Raw genomic sequence first — 22,151 nt, 5'->3', positions numbered from 1 at the left:
GGCCGGGCGCCCAACAACCGAGGAGAGGCACGGCATGGACACCATACGAGTGGTACTCGCCGACGACCAGGTACTGGTCCGCGGCGCGCTTGCGTTGCTGGTCGACACCGCGGACGGCATGACCGTGGTCGGTGAGGCGTCCAACGGGCGAGAGGCCGTCGAACTCGCCCGTGCCAACAGGGCGGACGTCGTCCTGATGGATCTGCGCATGCCCGAGATGGACGGCATCCAGGCCACCCGCCTGATCGCCGCCGACGAGGATCTGGCGGGCGTCCGGGTGCTGGTGCTCACCACCTTCGAGACCACGGAGAACGTTCTGGAGGCCCTCCGGGCCGGCGCGAACGGTTTTCTCGCCAAGGACACCAGACCGGCCGAACTCCTCGTCGCCATCCGGACGGTGGCGCAGGGCGAGGCACTGCTCTCCTCCTCTGCCACCGCCTTCGTGATCAACCAGTTGCTCAGCCGCCCCGACCACGCGGCCCATCAGAGCGATCTGGCCGTCCTCACCGACCGCGAGCGCGAGGTTCTGGGCCTCGTCGCGGGTGGTCTGTCCAACCAGGAGATCGCCGAGAGTCTGGTGGTCAGCCCGCTCACCGTGAAGACCCACGTGAGCCGGATTCTGGCCAAGCTCGGCGCCCGGGACCGACCCCAACTGGTCGTCGCCGCGTACGAGTCCGGACTCATCAGGCCCGGCTGGACCAGGCCGGACGCCTCCAGGACGCCTTGAGCGGAGATCGAGCCCCGCCATGGAGGCCATCCATGGCGGCCCCACCGCCCCCTGCCGCCGCACCGACTGCCCACACCACCCCTGCCCCCGGCCGTCCCCGCGGCGACCGGGCCAGGCGGCAGCCCCCGCGCCACCCGGATCCAGGCGCCGGTCACTCACGCGCACGGCGACCCAACGTGTCGCCCGCGCGCCGTCTTGCCCGGGCAGAGGCCGAATACGGGGCCGTGGACGCCGGGTTCTGGACCGGCATGACGCTGGTCGGCTACCTCGGCCGCGCCGTCGTCACCCTGACCCACCCCACCTGCGAGGGTTGGGCTACGACCTGAACGCGCCCGTGATCGAGCCGTGCGGGCACTGCTGGGAATCCTGGGCTGGACCCAGCGCAGCGACGACCCTGGCGGATGACGGGTTCGGATTCGCCGGGGGTCCGGCGCTCATCGACACCTGCCCGACGTGACACTCTCGGCATCCGGTCGAACGCACCCAACCACCCCAGTCACAGGCGCTGATGAACTCGGTTGGAGCAGGGCACGGCCTGCACCTGAATCCCCCGAACTGCAAACCACCGGTGGCCCAACCAAATCTCACCCACGAATGAGCCACGGTGCTTCCACCTCGCGCCCTATGCGCGTCGCAGCCCGTGAACGAAGCACCTCCCGTCGCATGGCCCGGCACCCTCCGATCGGCCATCCCCCATTCGGGTGAGGCCCACGCGCTTCGTCACCGAGCCGAGGAGCACCTCGCCCTGCGGCCCGCCCGGTGCTGCGGTGCAGGTCACACGACTGGCGTGCGAGCAGGAGGCTTGTTTCCGTCGGATGCGGGCAGCAGGCGCCCACCACGAATCGCGCAACGCGAGCCCGGCGCGCGCGGACCCGCAGGGTTTATGCGGACACGACTGCGGTGAATCGTGCCGGTTATTGATGGCAAGGAGCTTCTGGTGCGTGTTTCGTTGGGAGTCGAAGAAGAATTCCATATCGTCGGAGCCGACAATCGAAGCCTGGTGCCGGAGGCGCCCGCCCTACTGGGGAAGTTGTCGAGCGACACCTACACCCAGGAGTTCCGGCGGTCCGTCATCGAGACGAACAGCGCCGTCCATCCGACGCTGGACGCGCTGCACCGCGACCTCAGCGAAACCCGTCGCACCCTCGCCGACGCGGCCGACGCCCTCGGTCTGGCCGTCGTGGCCGCCGGCACAGTGCCGCAGGCCCGCGTCGAGGACATCCAGGCCACCGACGAGCGCCGGTACACCGACATGGCCCGGGACTATCGGCTCGTCGCCGACGAGCAACTCATCTGCGGGGCCCAGGTCCATGTCGACGTGCCCGACCGGGACACGGCCGTGCGGGCGGCGGCGCTCGTGTCACCGTGGCTTCCGGTGCTGCTCGCGCTCACGGCCAGTTCGCCGTTCTGGCTCGGCGCCGACACCGGATACGCCAGTTGGCGCACGCTGTTGTGGCAGCGCTGGCCCACGGCGGGACCCATCGGCCACTTCGCGTCGGCCGCCGCATACGACGAAGCCATCGCGGATCTCGTCCGGTCCGGGGTCATCAGCGATCCCGGCATGGTCTATTACGACGTCCGGCCGTCCGCTCGGCAGCGCACCCTGGAACTGCGCATCACCGACTCCTGCCCACGCGTGGAGACCGTCGTCCTGGTCGCGGGCCTGTTTCGCGCCCTCGTCGTCGACGCGTGCGAGGCGGTTCGCGAGGACCGCACCGACTGGCCGATCGCCCGCACCGAATGGCTGCGCGCGGCAACCTGGCGCGCGGCCCGCTCCGGACTCGAAGGTGCGCTGATCGATCCGCTCACCCACGAACCGGCGTCCGCCTCCGATGTCGTACACAGCATGCTGACCCGACTGCGGCCCCGTCTGGAAGCCCTGAGCGACTGGACGACCGTGCACCTTCTGGCCCACGAACAACTCGCCCGCGGCAGTGAGGCCCATCGGCTGCGGCGCTACGCGCCCCGCGAGCGTTGGGCCGACGCCGTCGGCGATTTGATCGCCCTCACCCGCGGTGACCGCCCTCCGACCACACACCCGCGACCCGGAACCCGAGCGACCACGAACCGAGGAGACAAGCAATGTGCGGCCTGAGCGGCGAGATACGATTCGACGGCACCAGACCCGACCTCGCCGGCGTCCAGCGCATGACCGACCGCCTGGCACCACGCGGCCCCGACGGCCGCGGCATGTGGTGCCAGGCCGCGATCGCACTCGGCCACCGCCGCCTCCGGGTGATCGACCTGTCCGAACGCGGCGCGCAACCGATGACCGACCCGGAGACGGGCCTGACCGGCGTGTTCAACGGCTGTATCTACAACTACCGCGAACTGCGGGACCGGTTGCGCGGTTTGGGCCACCGCTTCTTCTCCACCTCCGACACCGAGGTGGTCCTCAAGGCGTATCGCGAATGGGGCACCGATTGTGTCGAGCATCTGTACGGCATGTTCGCGTTCGCGATCGCCGAGCACGCGAGCGGTCGCCTCGTGCTGGCCCGCGACCGCCTGGGCATCAAACCGCTCTACCTGGCCCAGGAGCCCGGTCGCTTGCGATTCGCCTCGTCCCTGCCCGCACTGCTCGCCGCCGGCGGCGTCGACACCTCGATCGATCCTGTCGCCCTACACCAATACCTGAGCCTGCACGCCACCGTGGCAACGCCGCACACCATCCTGACGGGTGTGCGCAAGCTCGCCCCCGCCACGATCCGCGTCGTCGAGCCCGACGGCGAGTATCGCGACCACCGCTACTGGCAACCGGACTACACCCGCCGCGCCGAGCACGCCGGCATGAGCGCCGCCGACTGGCGCGACGTTCTCCTGGACTCGCTGCGAACGGCCGTACGACGACGCACCGTGGCCGACGTGCAGGTCGGCGTCCTGTTGTCCGGCGGCCTGGACTCCAGCCTGATCGTCGCGCTCCTCGCCGAAGCCGGCCAGGAAAACCTGGCCACCTTCAGCGTCGGCTTCGAATCCGAGGGAGGTCAAAACGGCGACGAATTCCACTACTCCGACCTCGTCGCCCAGCACTTCGACACCGATCACCACCAACTGCTCGTCCCGTCCGACCGCTTGTCCGCCGCCCTGGACGGCGCCATCGCCGCCATGAGCGAACCGATGGTCAGCCACGACGTCGTCGCGTTCCACCTGCTCTCCGAACAGGTCGCCAAATATGTCAAGGTGGTGCAGAGCGGGCAGGGTGCCGACGAGATCCTCGCGGGCTACCGCTGGTACCCCGACCTCGCCGCCGTACCGCGTGACCACGAACCGCAGACGTACGCCGACGTCTACTTCGACCGATCACACGCCGACCTGTCCCACATGGTGCAACCGCACATGATGGCCAACCACGACGTCTCCACCGAACTCGTCACCACCCACATGGCCACACCGGGCGCGGAGACCGCACTCGACGCGGCCCTGCGCCTGGACACGCACGTCATGATGGTCGACGACCCGGTCAAGCGCGTCGACAACATGACCGCCGACTGGGGCCTGGAAGCACGCGTCCCCTTCCTCGACCACGAATTTGTGGAGCTCGCCGCAGCCTGTCCGCCCGAACTCAAGCTTGCCCAAGGCGGCAAGGGCATCCTCAAGGACGCCGGGCGCCGCGTTCTCCCGGTCGAGGTCGTCGACCGGCCCAAGGGCTACTTCCCACTCCCCGCCATCACCCACATGGCGGGCCCCGTGCTCGCGCGGGTACGCGACGCGCTGTCCTCGCCCCAGGCCGTCGAACGCGGCATCTTCCGTCCCGAATTCGTAGCCGAGCTGCTGACCGCGCCCGACACCCATCGCGCCCGTCGCGGAGCGAACACGCTGTGGCAGGTGGCCCTGTTGGAGATGTGGCTCCAGACCCACGGAATCGAGTGAACACGATGCGCGACCCGCACCGGCCCCGCCCAGGCGAGCGGGGCGGCGACCGGCTTGCCGGGCACGCGCCCGTCGCCATGGCGTTGCCCGACGCGGTCGGGGCACGCGACACCGCTCACCGGTGGACGCGGGCGCACGCCTGCGGCGGCCCGTCAGGTGACCAGACCGGCGAACACGTGGCGTTCGTGTGCGATCGGGCCGGGGTGCCCCAGGTGTGGACCGCGGCCGCCGACACCGACGAGCCGCACCTGCTCGACACCGGCTTTGACCCGGTGAACGAAGTGTCGTGGTCGCCGGACGGACGGTGGATCGCGTACACCGCGACCACCGGCGGAGGTGGACGCACGCGCGTGCTGTGCGTACGCCCGGACGGGTCGGGTCGCCGGGTGCTCGCCGACGCGCCCGCCGGCGGCTCCGCCTACCTGGGATGTTGGACACGCGACGGAAAGGCGGTAGCGGTCACCACCGAATCCGCCACCGCCGACACCCGGGCGGCCTCGGCCGCCTCGTCACCGGCCACGTCCCCCGGTGCCCGCCGCACCGGCGCACGACCGGCGCCCGGTCGGCTGATCCGGGCTCCCGCCGCCGAGCGGGGGGCAGGAGAACAAGCGGGTGAAAGCCTGTCGACCGCCTACCTCGTGGACCCCGACGGCGTCCGCTCGCCGACCCTGATCACCGCCGAGCAGAACGCGGCGACCCTGCGCGTATGCGACGTGTCGCCCGACGGACGCCTGGCCCTGCTGCGCCGCGGGCCGCGCGGGCGGCGCGAAGCGGCGATCGTGTCCACGTCCCGCGCCGAATCGGTGTGCGTCCTGCGTTCGGCGGACGGAGACCCGTGGATCGGCCGGTTCGCCCCCGACGGCCGCACCCTGTGGCTGCGCAGCGACGCCGACCGGGAGTTCGCGGCTTTGCTCCGCGTCGAACTCACCGCCACCGGTTCGCTCGCCCGTACGCACGTCGCCGCCGCACGCGAGGACGCCGACCTGGAGTTGCTGTCGGTCTCCAACGACGGCCGGACGGCTGCACTGTCCTGGAACGAGGGTGGCCGCAGCGAAGCCGAGATCGTCACGCTGCGACGATCGGGGGCCGTCACGCGCCTTCGCACCCTGCCCCTGCCGCACGAAGTGATCACCCGACTGGCACCGGCCGGCACCGACGGTTGGTGGATCGCGCTCTCCGGATCGCGGCGCCGCCCCGGCGTGTGGCGGCTTCGCGCCGAGGCGGTCGGCCCCACCCGCACTCCGTGGTCCTCGCGCGGTGCCGACGTCACGGGGCACGGCACGGCGCCGGTCGTGCCCCAACCGGTGCGGGTGCGCTCCCGGGACGGTCTCTCCTCCACCGGCTGGTACTACCGCGCCCCGGACCGCGACGAGGCCGGCGCCGCGCCGTGCGTGGTGTCGCTCCACGGCGGTCCCGAAGAGGAGGCGCGGCCCGTCTTCGACCCCCTGCATCATCGCCTGCTCGCCCGCGGCATCGACGTGTTCACGCCGAACGTGCGAGGTTCCGCCGGAGCGGGCCGCCGCTTCGTCGACGCCGACCTCGGCCGCGGACGATTCCGCGCCTTCGACGATGTCGCCGACTGCGCGGCACACATCGTCCTGGCCGGATGGGCGGACCCCAACCGGCTTGCGGTGATGGGTCACTCGTACGGCGGATACCTCACCTTCGCCGCCCTGACCTGGTATCCGGAACTGTTTCGCACCGGCATCGCGATCTGCGGCATGTCGGATCTGACGACCTTCTTCGCAGGCACCGAGCCGTGGCTCGCTCGCTCGGCCGCCGTCAAGTACGGTCACCCGCGACACGACCGAGAGCTCCTGCGGGAACTGTCCCCGATGAACCGCCTCGACGCCCTGCGCGTGCCCTTTCTCGCCGTTCACGGCGAACACGACACCAACGTCCCGGCGGACGAATCCCGTCGGATCGTGCGTGCGGCGCGCGAACGCGGCATCCCTGCACGGATCCTGCTCCTCCCCGACGAGGGCCACGAGTTCCTGCACACGGACAGCCGCGTGCGCGCGGGCAACGCCATCGAACACTGGATGTCGCGCCACCTGACGGCCTGAACGCCACCCGGAACGTCACGTGAGGAAAGGTCGCGGGAACCGGCGTGGACAATCCTGATCACTGAACCAATGACTTCAGGAGACTGCGGCACTGAGCGCGAATCGACGACACTCTCGTAGCCGTCGTCGTAGCCGTCGGAATCCATGACCTCCCGGCCCGGACTCGGCGCGGACCCAACGGGCGCATGCATCCGTCAAAACGGCGCCACGCACCGCTCCCGAATCGCACCGGGATCCACCTCTAGCCGGCGGTGCCGGAGAAGCCATCCCGACGGGGCGCTCAGCCTCATGTGGCCACTCGTCCTGCCCACTGTCGCCGAGGCGAGCCCCAGCGGGTGGGATGCGATATCGGCTTCCCGACGCCGGAGCTCGTGGGTTCCGCTACTTCCCATCGTGTCGGTGTTGACGTCGAGGACGCACTCGGTTCCGCGTTGAGTCTCGTGGTCCAGGATGGTGATCCCGGGTGGTGCCGGTCGAAGGCGGAACTTCGGAACCGGTCCGAGGCATGTCCGTGACTTGTGTGGCGGGGTGGGCAAAATGTCGCCCACTCAAGGAAGCGTCCGTAACCCCACGGGTCGTCGGCGGTGACCTTCTTGAAGACGCCCTGCGCGAGGCGGCGATGACACTACCGGTCAGCGACCTCGTGCTTCTGGCCGACCCGCTCAGCAACCCCACCCACGCCGATCAAGGCAGGCGCCGCGCCGAAAGAGGCGACCCGCACCGTCCGGACGTGGCGGCCGACCCGGGGAACACCGGCGCGTGGCCGCCCCCACCGCCCGCGTCCACCGCCCAGGCGTCACCGGAACGGACCTCCTCGACGGCCACGGACAAAGGCATGGCCACGGGTGCGGGTCTGCGGTGGGCCACCGGGGTCGGCCCGGCCGTATCCGGGCTCGCGCCGGGCAGCACGATTCCCGCGAGCGTCCGCACACCCCCGTGAGGGCAGCACCCGTGCGACCTGCAGCGGGTGGATCACCGACTACGCCTGATCGGAACCGCTCCGGACCCGCTCCGGCCGCACGCCGGCCGGAGCATCAGGACGCATCCCGCCGAGCGCGGACGCCGTCACAGGCGAACAGTTCCTCCACCGACTCCGTAGCCGGAAAGTCCGGGCATCGAGGGCCGTTGCAGTACGACGACCACCCATTGCCCTGCTTCGCCCGGGAGAAGCTCACATCGGCGGCGAGCACCCGGCGGCTTACAGTGCCGCGAGCGGACGAGTCCGGGTCCCGAGGCGCCACCGGACACGAGGGGTCCTGTAACACCGGTTGTTGAAGGCGGGCCATCCCGCTTTTTCCATGCCCGGTGGCGCTCTCGTGCGCTCCGCCTCGCTGCGTGGCAGCGAGCGCGTTACGCGACGCTGTACGGCCGTGGACCGCCGATCGCCTCGTTCATTCGCGCGGCCTCGTCGAGCGAACGCTGGACTCCCTTGCGGCTGAACACAGCGAGTTGGAGGGCGAGGCTGTAGACGGCCACGGTGTGGATGCGGTCGCGGATCTCCGTCGTGTTCGCGACCTCCTGCATCTTCACTTCGCCGTTGGCCAGGCGCAGGGCGGTGACGGCGACGGCGAACTCGTGCTCGGCCGGTGCGAGGCAAGCCACCGCCTCGACCTCCCGCCGCACGGTCGCCGGGTTGCACGGGCGCTCGGTGTCGTTCAAGACCTGGCGGGTGTCGTTGTACATCGTGATGAGCACGCCCGCGGCGTACTCCAGTTGGTCCGGCTCCAGGTTCGCGAGGTGCTCGATGATCGCGGCGCGGTCGCGGGCTGCGTAGGCGCGCATCAGGTCGAGTGCCCGCCACGCGGCCTCGTTCATCCGGGGGTCGGTGAGGTGCTGGAAGTGCTGCATCGTGTCTCCGTACGCGATCGGACGTCGGTGTCTGCCGGGGTTCGGGGTCGGGGCACGGCGGCGGTCCGCCCCGGGGCGAGGCGCTTGTCCGTGTCGAGGCGGAAGGTTCCGTACGGGTTGACGTTGGACCGGGACAGCGCGGCGGGGTCGCGCCGCGCTCCTCGTCGCTCAGCTTTTTCGCCCGGCCGGTTCGGCCGCGACCTGCTGCACCAACAGGTTGTCGACGCGCGCGAGCGCGCACCGGAGCGGATCCAGGGCCGGCACCGACGTCTCGGCGTGCTCCTTGCCCCGTCCGGTCAGGGCGCCGTCCCAGCCGTGGTGGAGCACAGCGTTCGCGCTGTTCCGGCTCTCGACGACCTGGGGCCTGCCGTGGATTGGCGGCGCGGGCCGGGGCCGGCCGGATAATCGCACGCGAAGCAGATCATCACGCCGTTGCCTCCGTAGCGGGCGTGGTACTCGGTCGATCATGAGGTCCGAGGACCAGGACCCGAACCTCTTCGAATCCGACGCGCAGACGGCGCCCCGTCCCACCAAGCGGTGTCGCCGGCGACGAAAGTGCCGTTGACCGGCCTGATGACGGCGGCCAAGTCCGGCGCAAGCTCGCTTCTCGGGTTTCAGCCCCGCAGAGTAACGATGGCCTTCTCGATGCGCCGACGGCGCGTCTCGGGCTTCTTCGCGCTCTCGATGGCGCGCACATGCTCGCGCTTGTGGCTGTACGCGAGGTTGTCGTACGCGGCGCGGGCGACCGGGTCGTCGGCCAGGGCCCGGGTGAAGTCCGCGTGCGCGACGACGACGCGCGGCTCGGCGTCGGGCTCCAACTCGACCTCGACCTCGGCCTCCTCGCCGATCGCGACACCGGCGGCCTGCCGGTTGGCGTTGCTCGGGACCGGCAGGTGGCGGCCTCGCAGGATGGCGACCCGGCTCTTCCAGGAATCCCCGTTGACCGTGATCGTCACCGGCGGCCGCACACCCCCGCCCAGCGCCGCTACCACCCCGGGCGGAACTTCCAGGCCCCGCATGGGCTCGGGTGGCTCGACGAGGGTGCGAAACTTCATGATCCTTCTCCTGTTGTTCTGCCGCCCCCTGCGGACGTAGTTCTGCCGGCCCACCGCGGATCCGGCCCGCCCGACTCCGATGGCCGCTCCCACTTCCCACACCGGGACCACCATCGCCGTACTCGGGACGGCTGCGGCACGCGCCGCGCCGTCCCGGACGGCTGTGAGGCAACAGATCGCGGCTATTCCGCGTAGGGCTGGTCGGTTCCCTCGGCGCTGTAGCCCAGGCTCCAGACGTAGCCGTCGGGGTCGGCGAAGGTGCCGCCGTATCCACCCCAGGGCAGGTCGCCGGCGGGCTTGAGGATGGTGGCCCCGGCCGTTGCGGCCTCCGCCATGATCTCGTCGACCCTCTCCTGGCTGCGGACGACGTAGGTCAGGACCAGTCCGCTGAAGCCGCTGCCCTGCGGGTCCGTACCCACCTGGTCGGCCAGACCCTCGCGGCCGTAGAAGCCGACCGGCGAGGCGCCGTCCGAGTCGAAGAACACCGAGATGCCGTAGTCGTTCCTGATCTTCCAGCCGAGGCCCTCGGTGTAGAACCGCTTGGCCCGGTCCATGTCCCGGACACCGAGGAGGATCGAGCTGACGTGCGCCTTCATGACATGCTCCTTGCACAGAGGGTGGATGGACGCGTGCCGGACATCCGGGCTGGGGGCCCGGCCGTCGCAGCGGCGCGTGTTCGCCGGTCGATGGGCACGACGGGGCGGGTCGAGCGGGCGGGAGGCGTGTCGAGCGGGCCGGGGTGGGGGCCGGGGGTCAGGACCGTGCGGGGGCGGGCGACGCGGCGGCCTCCCAGGCGAAGTCGTCCGCATCGGTGAAGGCGTCGGCGGTGCTGCCGAGGACGATGCGGTGCGAGCCGGTGCCATCGGCGGGGACACCGAGGTCCTTGGCGAGGGCACGGCGCTTGTACAGCGCCAGCGTGAGGGGACCGGCCCCGCCGGGGGTGAACTGGACGTACTTGCCGCCGAAGCTCTTGGCCACGGTCATGCCCCGGCCGACGTAGTCCCGCCTGGTGGCCTTGACGTCCTCGACGCCGATCAGCAGGACGACGTCGTCGACCTCGCGGGTGGCGGGGCCGGTGTCCTTCCTCGCCGAGGTCGCGATCTTCCAGATCGTCCCGTCCGGGGCCTCGACGACGCCGCTGTAGCCCCACAACGACTTCGCGGCGGGCTTCAGCACCGCAGCGCCGGCGTCCACGGCCGCGCCGACGAACGCGTCGACGGTGGACGGCCCGGACACCGTGAGCGCCAGGGTGAAACCGCGGAACCCGGTGGAGTACGCATCGGACGCCCGCAGGCGAATGTACGAGTCCACACCGAACGCACTGTAGAAGCGGCGAGCGGCCTCGAGATCGGCCACCTCGAGGGTGACGGACGCCAGGGACGTGTCGGCTGCGGGGGAAGCGGTGATTGCCATGACCATCACGCTAGGGGCCGCGCGGTGGCCGGGGCTTCTCGATTCCTGACCGGTCTCGCCACCTGCTTCGCCACACACGCCGGCATCCCCTCCACCACGAACGCCGACCCCCCGTCACCGACCGCACCCCCGGCATCGGCAGGGTCGGCCGCCGCATCCGCCGCCCGACGCCGAAAAGCCCCGGGCGGCATACCCACCAACTCGGTGAAACGAGTGGTGAACGTCCCCAGCGACGCACAGCCCACCGCGAAACAGACCTCGGTCACACTGACGTCACCCCGCCGCAGCAACGCCGCCGCCCGCTCGATCCGACGCGTCATCAGATACGAATACGGCGACTCACCGTACGCGGCCCGGAACTGCCGACTCAGATGCCCGGCGGACATGTTCACATCACGGGCGAGCGCCTCCACGTTCAACGGCTGCGCGTACTCCCTGTCGATCCGATCGCGGACGCGGCGCAACCGCGCGAGATCGGCCAGGCGCTGCGCCTGGACGCACGCACGCCGCCATTCAGGCTCACACATCAGACCCTCCCCCTCGTTCTTTCATTTCCCGTTGCCATCGACGTCTTCGAGCGTTCGGGGTGCCCGCCGAGGGGGGCACCCCGAACGCTCGGTGGTGTGGACCGGCCCGCCGGACCCTACCGGCCGCCGGTCGGACGACTGCCCAACGGCGGCGCGACGCAGTCCGGGCTCATGACCGATTCAACGAGACCCGCACGCGGCCCCGACGGGCGACCGGCAGGGCAGGCACATCCGCTCCGGTGCGCCGCCGCGTTCCTTATGGGTGGTCGCGATGTCGGCCACACGGCCACAGCAATACCCCCACAGCTCAGCGCAGTTCCTGGATGCGGACCAGGTTGCCCGCAGGGTCGCGGAACGCGCAGTCGCGGACGCCGTACGGCTGCTCGGTCGGCTCCTGGACGACCTCGGTATCACCGGCCTGCACCTTCTCGAACGTGGCGTTGAGGTCCGGGGTGGCCAGCAGGATCCAGCCGTAGGTGCCCTTGGCCATCATCTCGGTGATCGTGCGGCGCTCGTCCTCGGTGACACCGGGATCGGCGGCAGGCGGCGCCAGAAGGATCGACGTACCCGGCTGACCGACCGGGCCGACCGTGATCCAACGCATCCTGCCCTGCCCCACATCGCTGCGAACCTCGAAGCCGAGGACGTCGCGGTAGAAGGCGAGCGACGCGTCCGGGTCGTCGTGCGGAAGAGAAGTCGTGTGAATGGTGATGTCCATGGCGAGCAGGCTAGAGCCGGCTCCGTGGACCGCGCTTCTCGATCCCTGATCGATCAGGACACACCTGGACGCTCATGTCACGCGCAGCCCACTCGCTTCCCGCGACGGTGCACCCGATGCCCCGTCAGCCGTCGGCAGCAAGCGGTCCCTTCGAGCCCCGAGGGGATCTGATCGACGCGCGCGCCGCACCGCCGGCATCCCGACCGCCATCGCCTGGACGGCTCCCTCGACCACGAAAACGACTTCGCCAGCGGAGTCTGTTCTCATAGGAAGTGCTTTTTCGGCTCCGGGGTTGCTGTGCCTGGAGCAGCGGCCGATCCCGCTGCCCGGCGAGGACACCGCACCGACCGACGTCGACCAGGTCCTCGACGCCGCACGGCGCCTGGTCGCGGCCGGCGCGGTCGGCCACGACGACGAACACGGCGGGTACCTCATCGCCCGCTACGACCTCCCCGCCGCGTTCAGGAGATAGCCCCCGGGGCGCGTCGCCGGATCAGTATCGCGGCGAGCGACCCGGGACCCGGACAGCGCGAGTTCGGGTCCTGGCCTGTCAGGGTGGTCAGCAGTTCGATGATCCGGACGTTCGCGGCACCTGCGGCGCCAGGCGGCGCGTGTCGGGACGGTCCCGGATCGCGCGATCGTCTCGGGGAGGCACCGCCCCGTGGAACCCGTCACCGCGACCCTCGCCGTTCTGGGCGCCGCGGTCGCCCTCGCCGACCCGGGCCCTGCGCGGCCGACTGGCCCTGCGTCCGGAACGACAGCGCGAGTCATGCCGGCAGGCGCGCACGTTGCCCGACGGCAGCAGGCTGGTGGATCTGAGCACCGGACTGCTGATCGAAGTCGGTACGCCGCGTCCCGGGCCGTCACCGAATACTTCGCCTACGCCCGCGCCCACACCAACCCCCTCGACACCCTGTTCGCCCTGCACCCCACGGACCGCCCTTCGCGCATCCTGGATCCCGCGCCGTCCCGGGCGACCGCCGAAGCCTTCGACCACCGCGGCCAGGCGTTGCGGCTCCTCGGCTACCCCGCGAAGAACGCCCGTGCCCTCGACGCGATCGAGGATGCCTGGGACCGCAAGATCGGCCGCGCGAGCCGGATCGTCCTCGACGCCGGACGTCCCGTTCGCATCCTGCGGAACGGCATCGCGGGGGACGACCTCCGAGACAGAGCGGACGAGCCGGCGTTCGCCGAACTCGACTGGGCGGCGATGCCGTTCGACCACGTGGCCAAGCAGCGGAGCACCACCGAGGACCAGCCCCTGGGCGCCCTGCGCGTTCTGGCCCCGCTGCACCGCCACATGACCCGTCTGCGCGATTCCGCACAGCAGGCAGAGGGAATAGCGGCCAATCACGTGCGTCGGGCGTTCGAGCGAACCGTGGACGTCTCGGGCGAAGACCTCTCAGGGATGGAGTTCACCGACATCCGGGTGCTGGAGAACGTCCTCCGGACGGACGAAACCCGGTGGTCGCCCGTGGTCGCCCGCCTCGTCGGCAGGTCCTCCCGGCTCATCACCGAAGGCGTCTACCACGTGCAGTTCGACGGACTTCACGACCACGAACCCGCCTGGGCGTGACCCGACGAGCCGCCCACGCCTTCGCCTTGGGGTGGGGAACTCGGTGGACGCCGCCCTCACCCGGCTCCGCGCCGACGACTTCGAGGTCCGTGACGAAGACGTCGCCCGGCTCTCGCCGTTCGTGCGCCACCACATCAACGTGCTCGGGCGGTACTCCTTCCAACTCCCCGACCTGCCCGGCGGCCTGCGGTCCCTGCACGACAAGCACGCCACCGACGACGAGTGACCGCGGCCGGCCGGGGAAAGCCGCACCGGGCCTTCCCCGGACCTGGCTCGTTGACCAGCACAGACCGCACGGTGAACAGGGCGTCGGCGAGAGCGGGGAGAGGGAGATGAGAGAACGCGGAGCAGGCGACCACGGAGGCCCTCGACCCGGCCGATCGGGCGCTCTGCTTCTGGCCCCGATCTACTCATCCGAATTCGCATGTGACGATGACCAGGCAATGGCCTGCTCCCCGGCCGACGATCGCCGCGTCGGTGTCGGCGGTGGTGACCGGTACGCACCATCCGGCCCAGTGCCCGCCGGACAAGGTCAGCGACTCGTCCTCGGGGACAGGCCTTCCGCGTGGATCATGACGCAGGCCATAGCCGCCGTTGGATCGCCAGTCGGCGTCAGGGCCCAGCAATTCCGCCAAGTCGTGCGCCAGGGCGCCTGCTCTCGCCGCCCTGGCGTCCCCGTCGTCCTTCGGCGGCTTGTTGATCAACGTCGCCTGGATCCACAGGGCGGCGTCTTCGGCGGGGACCTTGCGGCCCAGTGCGGCGTTCATCGCGGCCGGGTTTCGCGGGCGGACGTCGTAGGGGTACTTGGAAGGCGTGCGCTGGAGCAGGCCGCTGGGTTGCAGTGCATCCCAGAGCGCCTCGCCGTGCGTTCGCGGGCCGTCCGGAAGCAAGGCGACGATCCGATGCGGTTCGTCTGCCCATGCGTTCAACCGCTCGCCTACCGCGGCTGCGGCCAGGGGTGTGCTCGGCTTGTCCATGAGTTCATCCTCCACCGCGGGCATCGTGGTGGGGTATCGCGGCGACGGGAGCCGGCCCAGTCCTGCGCGTTATGGATGCCGGACGGCTTGCTCACACCGGCCGCGACCACGGACGTCGTCGACCACGCGCGCATGTCCCGCATAGTCGCGGCACGGCGAACTCCGGCCGCGCATTCACAGACGGCTGCTGGTCCGCGGAGCTGATGGCGCTGCTCGACGAGGCCGAGCACCGGCAGGGTCAGCGGCGCGCGTCGCCGGGCGCGTGCAGGCTCGTCGGTTCCGCGATCGCCTCGGGGGACGGCTTGAAGTAGCGGCGGACGTTTTTCGGCTTCTTGTGCCGGGACTTCGCCATCAGCATCAGCAGGGAGGCGCCCTGCTCACCGAGACGGGTCAGGGGAATGGCGGTACTCGTGCAGGTCCCAGCCCGTTCCAGGACCGCGCGCTGCCGGTGTGCTCGTCCAGCAGGGCGCGAGCCTGGCCGTAGGAGGGGCGAGCCAGGCCGGTGTCCGGGCACACGTCGCGCGGGTTGACGACCTTCCGCAGGCCGGGGCGGCGGTGGGTCACGAATACCGGGCCGTGGGTGCGGCCGCGCAGCGGCCGGGGCAGAAGCCGGGCGGTGCCGGCGTCCCAGGAGACGGTCTCCAGCACACAATCCTCGCGTGCCTGGCCCCGGCGGCGAGCCTTGCTTCGGGCGCCCTTGGCCTTGACGGGGCAGCGGCGAGCGGCGAGGTCCAAGTCCTCGATGTCCGCACCGAGGATCTCCTCCGCCCGCCCGGCGGTTTCGTAGAGCATCCGCCACAGCGTCTTCTCCCGCAGATGGACCTCGCCGCCGCCGCGCTCGAAGACGGCCGGATCGACGACCACCTGCCACACGTCGCCGCCTACCTCACCGGCGTGGCCCTCGGCATGACCATGGAGGCCACGGGCTGGTTCGCCGACGGATCCCCTGCGGCCGAGCAACTGGTGATCGAGGCCCGACGGTTGCAATACACCGCCGCCCGACTTCGCGAACTCGCCCCCCGGGCCGCGCACGACGGTCACCGGGCCTGACCGCGACCCCGCGACCCCGCGGCCCGCCGAATCCTCGGCGCGGCCGCGCGGCGGGACGTCGGTCGACCACCCGTGCCGAGGACCGCTATACGGCACAGCCGCAGTGGGCGTACTCCCGAACGTCCCGACCGCCGGCGAACTTCCGGTCGGCGTCCGCGACGTCCCGTCCGGTGATCGACGCGCCGGCGTCGAGGGAACGCGTCAACGGCGGCGGTGGTTCGGCCGGCCGCCGGACGGAAGGCCCGTCACCGCGTACGCATCGACCATGAACGCGTACCCGCCGGGATCGCGCACCTGGTCCGATTGCACACGTATCCGCTCCTCCCAGCGTTGCACCTTGGGAGCCTGGCCCGGGGGGTCAACGTATGGGCCGGGACGTTCACGCGCGGGGTGGTCGGGGTGGGCGCGGGGGTGGTTGCCTGGGCCGGGCGTTCGCGCAGCAGCAGGCCGGCGGTCAGTGCCACCAGGCAGGCGGTCGGGCCGTGGACGCCGAGGGCCGTGGCGGCGGAGCCGTCGTTGCTCAGCACGATCGTCATGTCGCCGGCCGGGATGAAGGTCATGGCGAGCATCGTCCAGCCCAGTGCCCAACGACTTCCAAACCCAACCACCAGGGGTCACACCGTTCTCTTTTACAGACCCCGGGGCGCCGGGTCAGCGGCTTGAGTGCGGGGCCTGTGTGCGCGTTGCCGTGGTGAAGGTGTCGGTCAGTATTTGGAGGAGATCGCGTCCGCGGGCGGGGCCTCCTTTCATGCGGCCGTCGAGCATGAGGCTGACGAGGCCGTGCATCTGGGCCCAGAGCAGGTCGGTGGCCGCGTCGTCGTCGTAGGCGGTGGCGGGGTGGTCCGCTGCCGCCGTCTTGACCGCGGTCTTGAGGACCTCGAAGCATCGGGCCGCCGAGGGTGGGGCGTCCGGGGTCCCGAACGGGACGTCGGGAAGGCTGTGCATGAGCCGGTACAGGTGCGGGTTGCCGGAGGCGAACTCCCAGTAGGCGGCGGCGATCGGGCCCAGTGCGCTCGTGCTGCCGTGTGGGAGTTCGGGGCTTTGGGCTCGGCCCAGGCGGTCGGCCAGTTCGGCGAAGCCGACGTCGAGGAGTCCGATCAGGAGCGCCTGCTTGTTGGCGAAGGACTGGTAGAGGATCGGTGCGGTGTAGCCGACCCGGTCGGCGACCGCGCGCATGGTCACCTTCTCGAAGCCGCCGGACTCGTCTGCGATCTCCCGGGCAGCCGTCAGCAGTTCGGTACGCAGTTGGTGCCTGGCCCGGGCCCGCTGGTCCGCCGTGCCCTTGATCCTGTACTGCCCCGCCGGCATTCGCTGCTCCTCGTCCTCGCTTTCCAACGATGTTAGACAAGCCGGAGAGGATGATCTACTCTCGAAATCTAACGTTGTTAGAAAACGGGGGAACCATGCGTGCACTCGTCACCGGTGCGTCCGGAACGATCGCAAGCGCGTCACGCGGTCACTGCTGCGGCAGGGCCACGCAGTCGTCGGGACCACCACCTCAGGTGGCCGTTCCCCCACGCCGGAAGGCGTCGAGACGTTCACCGCGGACCTCTTCGAGGCCGGTGCGCCGACCGATGGGCAGCGTGGACGCCGCCGTGCACGCGGCGTCGAGGAACGACGAACGGGCGGGCGAACTCGACCGAATAGCGGTCGGCGCCCCGGTCGAGGCGTTCACGGGAACGACAGGCCGCTGGTCTACACCGGCGGCCTGTGGCTGCGCGGGAATGTGGGGTCGACGCCGTTGACCGCGGACTCTCCGCTCGCCCCGCCGATGGTGGTGGCCTGGCACCCGGCGCTCGAGGAGATCCTCGTCGAGGCTGCGTCGAGGCGAGTGCGTACCGTCCGGATCCGACCCGGCCTGGACTACGGCGGGGCGGGCTACGTTCCGCTGCTCCTGTCCCCCAAGCCACAGACGACGGAAGGGTCGTGCGGCACTTCGGCGACGAGTCGAATCGATGGGCGGTGGTCCACGCCGACGATCTCGGCGACCTGTACGCCCCGGCGGTGGAGCGCGCCCCGGCCGGCTCCGTCCACCTCGGCGCGAACGAAGAACCCGTGCCGGTGCGGGACGCCGCCAAGGCCGCGGCCGACAAGCACGGCGCACAGGTTCAGCACTGGAACCCGGCCGACGCACAGCGGTGTTGGAACGTCATGGGCGAGGCACTCATGGTGGACCGGGCCGCGAGCAGCGCCAAGGCGCGCGCCGAACTCGCATGGGACCGACCCGGCACAGCCTCCTCGACCAACCCACCGCGGCATGACCACATCCACACCCTGCCGCCGCGACCTGCGTCCCGTGCCGCCCGCGGAAAGGCGACACGACACATGAACCACCGACCGGTACCGCCATCGCCGCATTCCGGATCAAGGGGTAACGCATGAGCGCCACACAAAGGCGTAGAGGGCCCAACATCGAACTCGAGGCGTTGGTCTTCCTGTTCGGCATCGTCATGTTGGTGGCGCTGCACGTGATGGCGTGGTTGGCGGCGTCGTGGGGTGGGGGGCCGTCCGAGCATCCCGGTCCGAATCCGCTCGTCCTGGGCGTGCGTCTGATCATCGGCGACTACCGATGGCCGGGTGCCCTGGCGACTGTCTTCCTGCTCGTCGAGGTCCTCGGAGCACTCGTCCTGGCGATGATCGGGTGGTCGGTGCGGAGCAAGTCCAGGGGCAGTCGCGAGCGGATCGACATGGCCAACCGCTACCTGGCCTCGCCCAAGGAACTACGACCGTCCCTGACGCCTCAGGTGAGGCGTACGGCGGAGAAGCTCGGCGTCGCCAAGGGGACCACGCCGGGTGTGTTCATCGGCCGGACGGTGCGGGGCGGGGACGAACTGTGGGGTTCGTGGGAGGACATGCACGTCGACATCTGGGGTCCGCGTACCGGTAAGACCGCAACCAGGGCCATCCCGAACATCGTCGCGGCGCCGGGCGCGGTGGTCGTCACCTCCAACAAGCGCGACGTGGTCGACGCCACGCGTGGCATTCGCGAGGCCAAGGGCACGGTCTACATCTTCGACCCGCAGAACCAGGCGGGCGGCAAACCGGTGTTCTGGTGGAACCCGCTGTCCTACGTCGAGGACAGCATCGTCAAGGCCGTCAAACTCGCCGCCCGCTTCGTCTCCGCCAACCGCCAGGACCACGCGCGCAGCGACGCCTACTTCGAACCCGCCGCCCAGGACCTGTTCGCCAACCTGCTCCTGGCGGCCTCGATCGACAGGCGTCCGATCACCCAGGTGTACGTGTGGTTGACCCGCCCCACCGACGACACACCGGTACGGATCCTGCGCGACGCCGGCCACCGTCTCCCGGCGGAGGCCGTCGAGTCCGTGATCGGCCAACCGGACCGGCAGCGCGCCGGGGTCTACGGCACCGCGATCCAGATGGCCTCGTTCCTGGTGGCCGAGAACATCAACGAATGGGTGACACCGGGCAGCGACCCCTCACGACCCGAGTTCGACTTCAAGGCGTTCGTCCGCTCGCCCTCGGACACCCTCTACCTGCTGTCCGAGGAAAGCAACAAGATCGCCTCCCCGCTGGTGATGGCGCTGACCACGATCCTGGCCGAGGAAGCCGGGAACTACTCCCGCGACTCGCCCAACGGGCGGCTCCCGATCCCGGCGCTCTTCGTCCTGGACGAGGCCGCGAACGTCTGCCCCTGGAAGGCGCTTCCCGACAAGTACACCCACTTCGGTTCGCGTGGCGTCATCGTGATGGTGATCCTCCAGTCCTGGGCCCAGGGGGTCTCGGTGTGGGGCGACAACGGCATGCAGAAGTTGTGGGGTTCGGCGAACATCCGGGTCTACGGAGGCGGCGTCTCCGACGTGTCGTTCCTGGAGAACCTGGCCAAGTCCGCCGGTGTCTTCGAACCGCGAACGACCAGCACCAGCCACAAGTTCGGCGACCACCGCGGCATCAGCCGGGCCTCCCGGCCGGAGGCCGTGCTGGACGCGGCCGACCTGATGTCGATGCCCCGCGGCCGGGCCTTCGTCCAGATCAGCGGCTCGCGCCCCACACTGGTGCGCACCGTGCCGTGGTGGGAGACCGAGTACGCGGACGACATCCGCCGCTCCATCGCCACCTACGACCCGGCACACGCACTGGCCACCACGCCGGCCTAGTGCCAGGTTCCGCTTTGGGCGGGTAAGCAGTGGTCAAACAGTGGTATTTCGGCTGCCCGGGGGCGAGTGTGGTGCCGAAGTTTCTGATGGCCCGTCGACCCGTGGACGGGGACGAGGAGAAGAGGGTCCAGCGGTTGGGCCCGCTTCGGCGCCCCGAGTTCACGGTCTCGGCGGCGTTTGGGTCGGACCGGGGAGGTTGGACACACCTGCGTCGGGCGCGTGGTGGGATCGGTGCGGGTCCTGTTGCTACGTCCCGACGCGCTGCGCCACGCCGCTCATGACGTTCCACGAACACCTTCGACGTTCAGCCGGCCAGGCAATCGCCGCCGTCCCCATCGCCGAGACACGCGAGATCTACGCCGTCTCCTTCTACATCGACCACGAGCGGGACGATCCCCGGCGACCGATCCTCACGATCGGCTACAACACCGAGACCCAGGTCGAAGCAGTCAGCAATCAACCAGCCGGCCGCCCCTCCGACTTGGCCGAAGCACGCTGGAACTATGCCTTCTGGCTCCAGAACGAGCTCGCCGTGATCGGCGACAGCTCCCACGATCCCGCTGGGGCGCGTGCGCGCGAGGACTGGATCAGGGAAGCCGGACTTTGGTACGCCGAACCCGCCGTCGCAGCTGACTGGACGACCGCCGCCGAGCGGCTCGCCCAGCAGATCGATGCACGCTTCAACGAAGCCTGCATCGACCTCGCCGCCGAACTCCACGCCACCGGCGTCATCCAAGAGTCTCTGGGCCGCCCAGTGCCTATCCTCATCCACGAACTGGAGTACTACGACGACGTTGCGCGGTGGACAGAACACGCCAACCCTCCCGACCTGGCCAACGAGTTCACCAACTGGGTCCGCAATGGCTGAGGTATTCGGAGAGTTCCAATATCTGACTCCACCGTTAGCCGTCTATCCGGCCGAGTCGATCAAGGCGCACCGGGCCTTCATCGCCCGCCGTCGGGCCACCCGGCCCAGCGAGGAGTACCGGATTCCCACCGAGGAAGAATGGGTCGCCTTCCTCACGCACTTCGAGAAGCGCACGGTGTCCATCGGTACCTGCGTCCGCGCATTTTCAACCCCTTGTGTTCATGAGCACGCATGTGTCAAATGTTCACTCCTCCGTCCGGACCCAGCCCAACGCGGCCGGCTGGTCGAGATCCGCGACAACCTCACCGACCGCATTGCCGAGGCCGAACGCGAAGGCTGGATCGGCGAGGTGGAAGGTCTCCGTGTCAGCCTGGCCGGCGCCGAGGACAAGCTCACTCAAATGGACCGACGCACTGTCAACGCCACGGCGATCAACATCGGCATGCCACGCAGAACCCCAGCTCAGCCAATCCGGGCGGAGGAAGGAACAGCTGCGCCGGGACAATCAGTGGATGACCACCAATGAGATCCGGTTCGACTGCCGACGAAAGCAGCGTGGCGATGGCAGCGTGCTCGTGATCGTCCCCCGCATCGACGGAGCACCACTCACCGAGCTGATCGACAGCTTCGAGATCGCTGCCGGGATGACGCCCGCAGGGAACGCATACGGTGGTCTGATTCCGCAGTTCTACCGGTTCGGGCCGATGGAGGACCACTTCCGCGGACTGTCCACCGACGCGATGGGGCCGGGGACGCCTCTGCTCGGCTGTGAATGCGGAGAGTGGGGCTGCTGGCCACTCATGGCCCGCATCACCGTGACAGCAGATCTCGTGATCTGGGACTCCTTCGAGCAGCCCCACCGCAAGACCCGCGACTACACGGCGTTCGGCCCGTTCCGGTTCGAACTTCGCCATTACGATGCCGCCTTGGACGCTCTAATATCGGCAATCGGCTCCGACACCACATGATCTGGACCTACCAGCGCCAGCGGTGGTTTGTTGACAGCTGGTCGGGTCGCGGTAGGCCGATGGGAGAGGACATCGCCCGCGCCTCGGGGTGTGATGACCAAGCGTCGAACACCGCCGTTCCTCTTCGGTCAACGCCGCGAGTTCGGCGTCGAGCCCGGGGGTGGGCGTTGCCGGGTGGCCTGAGTGCCGACACCATCCAACCTCCGACGTCGTCGGACGATCCCTCGGCGACGAGGCTGTAGTACGCGAAACTGCGGAAGTAGTACCGGAAGGCCTCGGGTCGCAGAGTGTTGATGTCGATGCGGATTCTCTGAAGTTCCCCGGGCCGACCTCCCACCACGCGTCGGAAGCCGCGGACGCTACCCGCCCGCCC

Annotated in this window: 22 protein-coding genes and 2 pseudogenes; 13 read left to right on the top strand and 11 right to left on the bottom strand. The window is 69.9% G+C overall.

Translation table 11 applies throughout. The features are described 5' to 3' along the window. Positions 1–34 precede the first annotated feature (34 nt). From ACIBSV_RS11835 to ACIBSV_RS11815, 5 genes are all read left to right on the top strand, one after another. Entirely contained in the window at positions 35–727 is a 693-nt protein-coding gene (locus ACIBSV_RS11835) for a response regulator (RefSeq protein ID WP_395861780.1), read from the top strand. Positions 728–1,664: 937 nt separating this feature from the next. Further along, entirely contained in the window at positions 1,665–2,822 is a 1,158-nt protein-coding gene (locus tag ACIBSV_RS11830) for a glutamate--cysteine ligase (protein WP_395861779.1), read from the top strand. Next, entirely contained in the window at positions 2,810–4,594 is a 1,785-nt protein-coding gene (locus ACIBSV_RS11825; RefSeq protein WP_395861777.1) for an N-acetylglutaminylglutamine amidotransferase, read from the top strand. The genes ACIBSV_RS11830 and ACIBSV_RS11825 overlap by 13 nt, the downstream gene beginning before the upstream one ends. 5 nt (positions 4,595–4,599) lie before the next feature. Further along, positions 4,600–6,660, top strand: a complete 2,061-nt coding sequence (locus tag ACIBSV_RS11820) for a S9 family peptidase (protein WP_395861776.1) — start codon at positions 4,600–4,602, stop codon at positions 6,658–6,660. Between the two features lie 619 nt (positions 6,661–7,279). Beyond that, positions 7,280–7,600: a hypothetical protein gene (locus ACIBSV_RS11815; protein WP_395861774.1), complete on the top strand. Its 321-nt coding sequence runs from the start codon at positions 7,280–7,282 to the stop codon at positions 7,598–7,600. A gap of 410 nt (positions 7,601–8,010) precedes the next feature. On the opposite strand, the gene ACIBSV_RS11810 is transcribed toward ACIBSV_RS11815, so the two are convergent. The 7 genes from ACIBSV_RS11810 to ACIBSV_RS11780 all read right to left on the bottom strand — a co-directional run bounded on the left by ACIBSV_RS11810 (position 8,011) and on the right by ACIBSV_RS11780 (position 12,221). Continuing rightward, positions 8,011–8,508: a hypothetical protein gene (locus tag ACIBSV_RS11810; RefSeq protein ID WP_395861772.1), complete on the bottom strand. Its 498-nt coding sequence runs from the start codon at positions 8,506–8,508 to the stop codon at positions 8,011–8,013. 168 nt (positions 8,509–8,676) lie between these two features. Next, a complete protein-coding gene (locus tag ACIBSV_RS11805) occupies positions 8,677–8,835 on the bottom strand; it encodes a hypothetical protein (protein WP_395861770.1) in 159 nt (52 codons plus the stop codon). A gap of 287 nt (positions 8,836–9,122) precedes the next feature. Continuing rightward, positions 9,123–9,563: a YdeI/OmpD-associated family protein gene (locus ACIBSV_RS11800; protein ID WP_395861768.1), complete on the bottom strand. Its 441-nt coding sequence runs from the start codon at positions 9,561–9,563 to the stop codon at positions 9,123–9,125. A gap of 182 nt (positions 9,564–9,745) precedes the next feature. Continuing rightward, positions 9,746–10,159, bottom strand: coding sequence for a VOC family protein (locus tag ACIBSV_RS11795; RefSeq protein ID WP_395861766.1), 414 nt, complete (start codon positions 10,157–10,159; stop codon positions 9,746–9,748). A gap of 157 nt (positions 10,160–10,316) precedes the next feature. Then, positions 10,317–10,982, bottom strand: a complete 666-nt coding sequence (locus ACIBSV_RS11790; RefSeq protein ID WP_395861764.1) for a glyoxalase — start codon at positions 10,980–10,982, stop codon at positions 10,317–10,319. Beyond that, entirely contained in the window at positions 10,982–11,503 is a 522-nt protein-coding gene (locus tag ACIBSV_RS11785; RefSeq protein WP_395861762.1) for a helix-turn-helix transcriptional regulator, read from the bottom strand. Before ACIBSV_RS11785 ends, ACIBSV_RS11790 begins: the two co-directional genes overlap by 1 nt. A 307-nt stretch (positions 11,504–11,810) precedes the next feature. Then, on the bottom strand, positions 11,811–12,221 hold the full coding sequence (locus tag ACIBSV_RS11780) for a VOC family protein (protein ID WP_395861761.1): 411 nt from the start codon (positions 12,219–12,221) through the stop codon (positions 11,811–11,813). 292 nt (positions 12,222–12,513) lie between these two features. Between ACIBSV_RS11780 and ACIBSV_RS11775 the strand changes: the two genes are divergently transcribed. The 3 genes and pseudogenes from ACIBSV_RS11775 to ACIBSV_RS11765 form a co-directional block, all read left to right on the top strand. Then, the gene (locus ACIBSV_RS11775) at positions 12,514–12,693 is read left to right on the top strand and encodes a hypothetical protein (protein ID WP_395861759.1); all 180 of its coding nucleotides are present in this window, start codon (positions 12,514–12,516) and stop codon (positions 12,691–12,693) included. A gap of 297 nt (positions 12,694–12,990) precedes the next feature. Beyond that, positions 12,991–13,797 carry a hypothetical protein gene (locus ACIBSV_RS11770; RefSeq protein ID WP_395861757.1) on the top strand — a complete coding sequence of 269 codons (807 nt, stop codon included), beginning with the start codon at positions 12,991–12,993 and terminating at the stop codon, positions 13,795–13,797. 43 nt (positions 13,798–13,840) lie between these two features. After that, positions 13,841–14,023: pseudogene (locus ACIBSV_RS11765) on the top strand (Tn3 family transposase); the annotation flags it as partial. Positions 14,024–14,207: 184 nt separating this feature from the next. Here the strand turns inward: ACIBSV_RS11765 and ACIBSV_RS11760 are convergent. Both ACIBSV_RS11760 and ACIBSV_RS11755 read right to left on the bottom strand, forming a co-directional pair. Further along, positions 14,208–14,774, bottom strand: a complete 567-nt coding sequence (locus tag ACIBSV_RS11760; protein ID WP_395861755.1) for a hypothetical protein — start codon at positions 14,772–14,774, stop codon at positions 14,208–14,210. Between the two features lie 238 nt (positions 14,775–15,012). Beyond that, positions 15,013–15,599 (bottom strand): annotated as a pseudogene (locus tag ACIBSV_RS11755) (site-specific integrase); the annotation flags it as partial. On the opposite strand from ACIBSV_RS11755, the gene ACIBSV_RS11750 reads away from it, so the two are divergent. Then, entirely contained in the window at positions 15,591–15,824 is a 234-nt protein-coding gene (locus tag ACIBSV_RS11750; RefSeq protein ID WP_395861753.1) for a hypothetical protein, read from the top strand. The pseudogene ACIBSV_RS11755 and the gene ACIBSV_RS11750 sit on opposite strands and share 9 nt — an antisense overlap. A gap of 245 nt (positions 15,825–16,069) precedes the next feature. On the opposite strand, the gene ACIBSV_RS11745 is transcribed toward ACIBSV_RS11750, so the two are convergent. Continuing rightward, entirely contained in the window at positions 16,070–16,432 is a 363-nt protein-coding gene (locus ACIBSV_RS11745; protein ID WP_395861751.1) for a DUF4267 domain-containing protein, read from the bottom strand. A gap of 43 nt (positions 16,433–16,475) precedes the next feature. Beyond that, positions 16,476–17,132, bottom strand: a complete 657-nt coding sequence (locus ACIBSV_RS11740) for a TetR/AcrR family transcriptional regulator (protein ID WP_395861749.1) — start codon at positions 17,130–17,132, stop codon at positions 16,476–16,478. A gap of 1,070 nt (positions 17,133–18,202) precedes the next feature. Here ACIBSV_RS11740 and ACIBSV_RS11735 point away from each other — a divergent pair. The 4 genes from ACIBSV_RS11735 to ACIBSV_RS11720 all read left to right on the top strand — a co-directional run bounded on the left by ACIBSV_RS11735 (position 18,203) and on the right by ACIBSV_RS11720 (position 21,778). Further along, a complete protein-coding gene (locus ACIBSV_RS11735; protein WP_395861747.1) occupies positions 18,203–19,942 on the top strand; it encodes a TraM recognition domain-containing protein in 1,740 nt (579 codons plus the stop codon). Positions 19,943–20,219: 277 nt separating this feature from the next. Further along, positions 20,220–20,810, top strand: coding sequence for a hypothetical protein (locus ACIBSV_RS11730; protein ID WP_395861745.1), 591 nt, complete (start codon positions 20,220–20,222; stop codon positions 20,808–20,810). Further along, the gene (locus ACIBSV_RS11725; protein WP_395861743.1) at positions 20,803–21,336 is read left to right on the top strand and encodes an integrase; all 534 of its coding nucleotides are present in this window, start codon (positions 20,803–20,805) and stop codon (positions 21,334–21,336) included. The genes ACIBSV_RS11730 and ACIBSV_RS11725 overlap by 8 nt, the downstream gene beginning before the upstream one ends. Next, entirely contained in the window at positions 21,323–21,778 is a 456-nt protein-coding gene (locus tag ACIBSV_RS11720) for a hypothetical protein (protein ID WP_395861741.1), read from the top strand. The genes ACIBSV_RS11725 and ACIBSV_RS11720 overlap by 14 nt, the downstream gene beginning before the upstream one ends. The last annotated feature ends 373 nt before the right edge of the window (positions 21,779–22,151 follow it).

It is taken from the genome of Embleya sp. NPDC050154, assembly GCF_044460165.1.
Lineage (GTDB): Bacteria > Actinomycetota > Actinomycetes > Streptomycetales > Streptomycetaceae > Embleya.
This window is presented reverse-complemented; position numbering and strand designations above follow the sequence as displayed.